Annotated in this window: 1 protein-coding gene and 1 pseudogene; both read left to right on the forward strand. The window is 74.0% G+C overall.

The annotated features are described in order from the left end of the window. A partial coding sequence (locus tag D180_RS14245; RefSeq protein ID WP_017913331.1) for a hypothetical protein occupies nucleotides 1–510 on the forward strand: 510 nt, incomplete at its 5' end. Beyond that, a pseudogene (locus D180_RS14250) lies at nucleotides 507–736 on the forward strand (efflux transporter periplasmic adaptor subunit); the annotation flags it as partial. The gene D180_RS14245 and the pseudogene D180_RS14250, both read left to right, overlap by 4 nt.

The following is a 736-nucleotide window of genomic DNA, read 5'->3' on the forward strand; positions in this document are numbered from 1 at the left end:
GCCCTGGGCAGCCCGCTGCGCCCCGGGCGCCTGCTGGAGCGACCGCTGGGGGCGCTGCGCCGGCGCCTGGATGCGGATCTGCTGCCGCACCTGGCTGCCGCCCGGCATCTGCTGCCGCTGCTGGCGCAGCACGAGCGCGGCGCCCGCTACGTGCTGCTGGGCAGTCCCTGCGCGCTGCGTGCCTGGTCCGGGCACGGCGACAGTTCGGTCGCCGCCTCCGCGATCCGCATGCTCGCCCAGGTGCTGCACGAGGAAGCCAAGCCGCTGGGCGTGCACGTGCATCTGCTGTCGCTGTCCGAGCCGGTGTGCCGCAGCGACGACGCCATCGGCGACTGCCCGGAGTGGTTCACCACCCTCGGCGTCGGCCGCGCCGTGGTCCACCTGCTCGCCGATCCACAGCGGCCGGACCGCGCCCTGGTCGAGATCGACCGCCGCCACTTCACCCAGCCGCGCAGCGCCTTGCTCACCCCCTTGCCGTTTTCCTTCTCCACCCACGAGGTCTCTCCATGAATCCGATTCCGATGCCGTCGCGCCTGCTGCCGGTCGCCTTGCGCCCGCTGGCGGTGGCGCTGCTGGTCGCCACGCTCGCCGCCTGCGGCGGCAAGGCCAACGAACAGGGCGCGCCGCCGCCGCCGAGCGTGGGCGTGGCGCCCGCGCTGCAGAAGCAGATTAGTCAGTGGGACGAGTTCAGCGGCCGCGTCGAGGCGGTCGAGCACGTCGACCTGCGCCCGCGCGT

This window comes from Xanthomonas sp. SHU 166, from assembly GCF_000364685.1.
GTDB lineage: Bacteria > Pseudomonadota > Gammaproteobacteria > Xanthomonadales > Xanthomonadaceae > Xanthomonas_A > Xanthomonas_A sontii.